This window comes from Kribbella sp. C-35 (assembly GCF_046549195.1).
In the GTDB taxonomy this organism is placed as follows: Bacteria; Actinomycetota; Actinomycetes; order Propionibacteriales; family Kribbellaceae; genus Kribbella.
In genome coordinates, this window is record NZ_JAJPWG010000010.1 from 83179 (window position 1) to 89707 (window position 6529).

A 6529-nucleotide genomic window follows, 5' to 3' on the forward strand; every position below is an offset into this window, starting at 1 on the left:
GCGAAACGCCTACCGGGATCGCGGGTCGAGCGCGTCGCGCAATCCGTCACCGAACAGGTTGAACGCCAGCACGGTGACGAAGATCGCCAAACCGGGCGGAATCATGTACATCGGGTCGACCTGGTACCAGTTCGCCGCGCCGGAGAGCATGTCGCCCCAGCTCGCGGTCGGTGGGCGGACACCGACACCCAGGTAGGAAAGACCGGCCTCGAAGAGGACGTTGGTCGGAATCAGCAGCGTCGCGTAGACCAGGATCGGCGCGATCAGGTTCGGCAGCAGCTCGGTGAACAGGATGTACGGGCGGCGCGCGCCGAGGCTCCGGGCCGCGTCGACGAACTCCCGTTCCCGCAGCGACAGCGTCTGGCCGCGGATGATCCGGCCGATGTACGGCCAGCTGAAGAAGCCGATGATGAAGACGATCAGCGCGACCCGCAGCGCGTCGCCCTGCAGCCCGAACATCTTGTCCGGGATCGCACCGACCAGCGCCAGCGCGAACAGCACCAGCGGGAACGCCAGGAAGATGTCCATCAGGCGGCTGATCAGCGTGTCCACCCAGCCGCCGAAGTAGCCGGCGACGATGCCCATGACGACACCGATCACCACCGAGAGCAGCGTCGCCAGGAAGGCGATCAGCAGCGAGATGCGGGCGCCGTACACGATCCGCGCGAAGATGTCGCGGCCGTTCACCGGCTCGATGCCGAACGGGTGGTCCCAGCTGACGCCGCCGAGCTTGCCGATCGGGGTCTGCAGCGACGGGTCCACCAGGTCCTGGTGGAAATCGTTCGGGGTGACACCGACCAGTTTGCAGATGAGCGGCGCGAAGATCCCGACCAGGATCAGCAGCAGCACGAAGGCGCCGCCGGCCAGCGCGACCTTGTCACGCTTCAGCCGCATCCAGGAGATCTGCCACAGCGACCGGCCCTCGATCTTGCCCACGCCTTCGAGGATCGCCTCGGGTTGCGCTGAGGTTGATCCCGGCTCGACCTCGAGTGGCGTGCTCACGCGATGAGTTCCCCTACCTTGGATGAACCGGAACGAAATCCGGAATGGCTGCCGCCTTAACCTGCCGCCATTACAGCCCGGAGTCAAACGCGGAAAGTGCTGCGTTGCCCGATCGTGATCGTCAGGAAATCGTCCCGTATCGTGGACTTTCCGCAGTAAACCACGGCGTCGCACCCACGGTCGCCGGGACCTCGCGAACCGTTACTGCCATGGCATTTTTGTGTCAGCGCCGTAATGCGGAGAGATGGAGGAACGACAGCGGGTCAACGGCTGTCTTCACGTTCTCCACGTCCTTGTTCGCGACCACGGAAACGCGTGCTTGCCAGCTCGGGATCACCGGAGCCTCACGGGCGAACACTCCCTGTAGCTGCGCGATCAGATCGTCCCGCTTCAAACCGTTCTGCTCGGTCCGCTCCTGCTGCAGCAGCTTCGTGGCCGCCGCCGACCGGTAGCCGTTCTGGAACGGGATGTCGGTCACGAACGGGGTCAGGTAGTCGTCCGCATCCGGGTACGACGGAGTCCAGCCGGCCTGGTAGAGGTCGTACGCCCCGGCCTTCGTCAGCTCCTGGTACTGCGGCCACTCCGCGCCCCGCAACGTCACCCGGAACAACCCGGACGCGTCCAGCTGCCGCTTCAGCTCCAGTACCTCGGCCTTCGCACCGACGCCGTACTGCGACGGCGTCCAGCCGATCGTCAGCGGCACGGGTACGGCGATGTTCGCCTCCTTGAGGATCGCCGCCGCCGCTACCTTGTTCGGCTGCTTGTACTCCGTCTTGAACGCGTCGGCCTGCCCGCCGTAGCCGGGCGGCACGACCGAGTACAGCGGCGACACGTGGTCGCCGTACGCCTTCTTCGCGATCGCCTGGCGGTCGATCAGCTGCGCCACGGCCCGCCGTACGGCAGGCTTGCGGGCCAGCAGCGACTTCATCTGGAAGGCGAACAGACGGATCTCCGCGGAGCCCGTCTCGACGACCTGGATCTGGTCGGACTTGCGCAGCTTGTCCAGCAGACTCGGCCCGAAGCCGTGGAACGCGAGGTCCGCCTTGCCGGTCGTGACCGCCTGATAGAGCGCGTTCGAGTCCTTCATCAGGCTGATCGTGACGCCGTCGTTCTGCGCCGCCCGCGGACCGCGGTACCCGGCGAACTTCGTCAGCGTGACCTCGCTGCCCGGCTTGTACGCCGCCAACTGGTACGGCCCGCTGCCGATCGCCTTCGTGTCGAGCAGCTTGTTCGCCGGGTACGACTCCTCGTCGACGATCGAGGACGCGGTCGTGGTCAGCAGGTACGGCAGGCGCGCGTCCGGGCTGGTCAGGTTGAACACGGCGGTCAGCTCGTCCGGCGTACTTACGGACTTCACCGAGGAGAACAGCGCGGCCGCTCCCCCGGGCGTCTTCAGCCGGACCAGCCGGTCGAAGCTGAACTTCACGTCCGACGAGGTCAGTTCGTGCCCGTTCGGGAAGGTCAGGTGCTCCTTCAGGCTGCACGTGTACGTCGTCGGCGAGTCGAACTGGCAGTCCGCGGCGTCCGGCACCGGGGTCGGCTTGTCCGGCAGGATCGTCAGCAGCGTCTGGTAGAGGTTCGCCTGGACGGTCCGCGAACCCACGTCGTACGGCCCGGCCGGGTCGAGCGAGGAGATCGTGTCAGTGGTCGCGAGCCGGAACAGCATCAGCTTCGGCGTCTGCTCCCCCGGGTGCGGGGCGTTGTCGTCCGGCTCACCGCAGGCCGCCAAGGACACGCCGAGCGCACCCACCGCCACGGCCGCCGACACCCGGCGCACCCACTCACTCACCGTCTCACCTTTCCCCAGCCCACAACCCAGCCCGCAACCCCACTACCAGACAACGCCCCCGAGGGCACCAAGTGACGGTAGCTCGTCAACGGAGCAGCGCGCGCAGAGACTCCGGGGTGAGCGGCTCCAGCGACTTCACCACCAGCCGCCGCGGCGCGTCCGGGATCGTCACCCATTGCGGTACGGCGACGACGTACATGCCGGCCGCCGTCCCGGCCTGCGTACCGGTCACCGAGTCCTCGATCACGATGCAGTTCGCTGGGTCCACACCGAGCCTGGCCGCACCGGTCAGGTACGGCTCCGGGTTCGGCTTGCCCAGCGTCACCTCGTCACCGGCCACGATCACGGCGAACGGATCGGGCGGCAGATGCTCCAGCACCGCGTCGATCATCACCCGGTACGACGCCGACACCAGAGCGCACGGAATGTCCTCCTTGCGCAGCGCCTGCAGCAGCTCGAGCGCCCCCGGCTGGAAGGTCACCTCCTTGCGGAGCGCCTCGACCACCTCCGAGAACATCCGGTCGGCCAGCTCCTCGGCGGTGATCACGCCTTCCGGGATCCGCGCCATCCAGACCTGGACGGCGTCGCGCAGGTCGCTCCCGATCAAGGTCATGCAGTCCTCGAGCGTCCAGGTCGCGCCGAGCTCGGCCAGCAGCTCCAGCTGCACCTCCGCCCAGACCTTCTCGGAGTCGACCAACGTCCCGTCCATGTCCCACAGCACCGCTTGCAGGGCCGGCAACTACCGCTCCTCTACGTCGTCATCACCGATCAGGTCCCGTCCATTCTCCCTGGTCCGGCGCGACACGTTCCGCCTGGGGTGAAACCGGGCACACCCGAACAGCGGAGCACGTAGGCTGGGCAGTCCGGTTTCCGGTGACCCCACCGGATTGGCTACAGAGCCTTCTACAGGCCGACTACAGAGACGACAGGGAGCCTGCGAGTGGTAGACCTCGCGAACCTGAGGGACCCGGTCGTGATCGCCGCGTTCGAGGGCTGGAACGACGCGGCCGAGGCGGCCACCGGAGCGGTCGACCACCTGATCGACGAGTGGGAAGCCGAGCTCGTCACGGCGATCGATCCCGAGGACTACTACGACTACCAGGTGAATCGTCCCCGGGTCGGCCTCGACGAGGACGGCGGACGGCACCTGACCTGGCCGACCACCCGGATCTACCTGGCGCGCCCGGACGACACCGGCCGCGACGTGCTGCTGATCCGCGGCGTCGAGCCGAACATGCGCTGGCGGGCGTTCTCCCGGGAGCTGCTGGAGATCGTCGACGAGTCGAACGCGCAGCTCGTCGTCGTCCTCGGCGCCCTGCTCGCGGACTCCCCGCACACCCGTCCGATCCCGGTCTCGGCGACCTCGTCCGACGAGGAGCTCACCGCGGCGTGGAGCCTGGAGCCGTCGACGTACGAAGGCCCGACCGGCATCACCGGTGTCTTCGCCGACCTGTGCACCACCCTCGGCGTGCCGGCCGTGTCGATCTGGTCCGCGATCCCGCACTACATCGCGGGTACGCCGTGCCCGAAGGCGTCGCTGGCGTTGCTCAGCAAGATCGAGGCGCTCCTCGACATGGCGATGCCCGAAGGCGACCTCCCGGAGCTGGCGCGGGCGTGGCAGCGCGGCGCGGACGAGCTCAGCGAGGAGGACCCCGAGGTCGCGGAGTACGTGCAGTCGCTGGAGGAGCAGCGCGACACCGCCGACCTCCCGGAAGCCACCGGCGAGGCGATCGCCGCCGAGTTCGAGCGCTACCTCAAACGCCGCAACAAGAACCACGGCGACTAGCTCTTACCCCCGTAACTGCCGCACGGTGTAGACCGTTGTTACCAGTGGGTTTATATTCGACCGGACTACTGGGGGGTGACGGCGTGCCGTCACCGGGACCACGGGGAGCAATCGGATGCGGGACGAGCGAGGCGGCAGTTCGGTGCCTGCGCTGGCCGTGCTCGTGCTGCTCGGCGTGGTCGCCGCGGTCGGGATCTTCGGTAACAAGAAGCACGAGACAGTCGACCTCACCACGCTGACCGCGTCGACGACCGCGACGACGATCACCACCGCGCCGCTCGACGCCAAGCCGTTCGCCGGGACCACCGGGCTCGTCGTGCACCCGCGCGCCGAGGCCGCGCTCTACAGCTCCCCAGACGCGGACGCGTTCGGCAAGATCGGCCCGACCCAGTTCGGGCCGACCTGGCTGCCGGTGGTGGAGCAGACCGACGGCTGGGTCCGGGTCCTGCTCCCGTCCAAGCCCAACCGGTCCACCGGCTGGCTCCAGGACGAAGGGCTCGACCGGGCCACCTCGTCGTACCTGATCCGCGTGCACACCAGTTCGCGGACGCTCGAGCTGTTCGAGAACAACAAGAGCCTCGGCACCTGGAAGGCCGGGGTCGGCGCGACGAAGACGCCGACGCCGCCCGGACGGACGTTCCTGCTCGGCTCGATCATCGACCACAAGCGCTCGGCGTCGCCGATCGTGCTGCCGTTGGGTGCGCACAGTCCCACCTTGGACACGTTCGGTGGCGGACCTGGTACGGTCGCGATCCACGGCTGGCCGAATCCGCACGTGTTCGGCGCCGCGATCAGCGCGGGCTGCGTCCGGGTGCCGAAGACAGCGCTCGCCCACCTGCAGAAGGTTCCGCTCGGGACGCTCGTCCTGATCGACAGCAAATAAGGAGAATCGAATGCGACGACAGTTGACTCCGACGGTGCTGACGGCTGCGGCCGTGGCAGGCGTCGTGACGTTCAGCCTGGTCGCGAGCGCCCCCGTCGGTAACGCGGCGGCCCGCCCGTCCTCGGCGTACGCCGTGAGCGCCGAAGGCCAGGTGCCGATCCCGAAGACGCCGTACGCCGAATCGCTGGACGGCAAGCGGCAGACGACGTCCGCGCTCGAGCTCCCGAAGAACCCGCTGATCTCGGTCCGGGCCGGTACGGCGACTGCCGGCAACGACTCGGCGTCGGTCGAGCTGTTCGACGTCGTCGTCGGCCCCGACATCCTGAGCCAGGTGACGATCCCGCCGGAGCTGAAGCAGCAGTGCTCCGCGCTCCCGAAGACGGGCGCGGACAACCTGCCGCTCCCGGACATCGCGCTGCCGGACCTCGGTCTGCCGTTGCCGAAGCTGAGCACCAAGGACCTGCCGGTCAAGAACCTGCCGGACCTGTGCAACCTGCTGCTCAACCCGCCGAAGTCGCTGCTCGGCATCGACTCGCTGAACGTCTGGTGCTCCGGCGACGACGGCGGCGTCGACATCGGCTCGCTGACGCTGCTCGGCCAGACCATCAAGCTGCCGAGCACGAAGCAGGGCGCTTCGCTGCCGTCCAACCCGCTGGCGAGCATCACGGTCAACAGTCAGGGCAAGCACTCGGACGGCGCGTTCACCATCACCGGCCTGAGCATCAACCTGGGCGGCGGGACCGAGGTCATCAACCTGGCCTCGGCGACCTGCGCCAAGCCGGCCGCCAAGCCGAAGCCCAAGCCGCAACCGCAGCCGGACCACGAGGCCCCGGCCCAGGTCAACACCCCGCCCGCCGCCCCGGTCCCGACTCCCGTGAAGACCCACCACCCGGTCACCGGCTGACCATCGAACTTGGGGAGGATCTTGTGCCGAATCGGGCATGTGTTCTGAAGGGACATGTCTGACAGAGGTGTGTAGGGAGATGTCGGACACCTGATGGCTGTGGCTCAGTGTGTGAGTCATGGCGGATCTGGTGGTTCCGATGGAGGTTCGGTTCGCGATCGGCGC

General features: G+C 67.9%; 6 protein-coding genes. 3 read left to right on the forward strand and 3 right to left on the reverse strand.

Translation table 11 applies throughout. From position 1 onward, the window contains the following. Window positions 1-9 precede the first annotated feature (9 nt). The 3 genes from ACLJOO_RS42500 to ACLJOO_RS42510 all read right to left on the reverse strand — a co-directional run bounded on the left by ACLJOO_RS42500 (window position 10) and on the right by ACLJOO_RS42510 (window position 3530). The gene (locus ACLJOO_RS42500) at window positions 10-1002 is read right to left on the reverse strand and encodes an ABC transporter permease (protein WP_410794038.1); all 993 of its coding nucleotides are present in this window, start codon (window positions 1000-1002) and stop codon (window positions 10-12) included. Between the two features lie 223 nt (window positions 1003-1225). Beyond that, entirely contained in the window at window positions 1226-2791 is a 1566-nt protein-coding gene (locus tag ACLJOO_RS42505; RefSeq protein ID WP_410794040.1) for an ABC transporter substrate-binding protein, read from the reverse strand. 85 nt (window positions 2792-2876) lie between these two features. Beyond that, window positions 2877-3530, reverse strand: a complete 654-nt coding sequence (locus ACLJOO_RS42510) for an HAD family hydrolase (RefSeq protein ID WP_410794041.1) — start codon at window positions 3528-3530, stop codon at window positions 2877-2879. 201 nt (window positions 3531-3731) lie between these two features. On the opposite strand from ACLJOO_RS42510, the gene ACLJOO_RS42515 reads away from it, so the two are divergent. The 3 genes from ACLJOO_RS42515 to ACLJOO_RS42525 all read left to right on the forward strand — a co-directional run bounded on the left by ACLJOO_RS42515 (window position 3732) and on the right by ACLJOO_RS42525 (window position 6364). Further along, window positions 3732-4577, forward strand: a complete 846-nt coding sequence (locus tag ACLJOO_RS42515) for a PAC2 family protein (RefSeq protein WP_410794043.1) — start codon at window positions 3732-3734, stop codon at window positions 4575-4577. A 115-nt stretch (window positions 4578-4692) separates the two neighbouring features. After that, window positions 4693-5460, forward strand: coding sequence for a L,D-transpeptidase (locus tag ACLJOO_RS42520; protein WP_410794045.1), 768 nt, complete (start codon window positions 4693-4695; stop codon window positions 5458-5460). Between the two features lie 10 nt (window positions 5461-5470). Beyond that, window positions 5471-6364, forward strand: a complete 894-nt coding sequence (locus ACLJOO_RS42525; protein ID WP_410794047.1) for a hypothetical protein — start codon at window positions 5471-5473, stop codon at window positions 6362-6364. Window positions 6365-6529 lie beyond the last annotated feature (165 nt).

Bases quoted from the DNA above. Each gene is read 5' to 3' on its own strand.
- ACLJOO_RS42520 (WP_410794045.1), top strand. From the start codon at position 4,693: ATGCGGGACGAGCGAGGCGGCAGTTCGGTGCCTGCGCTGGCCGTGCTC.
- ACLJOO_RS42525 (WP_410794047.1), top strand. From the start codon at position 5,471: ATGCGACGACAGTTGACTCCGACGGTGCTGACGGCTGCGGCCGTGGCA.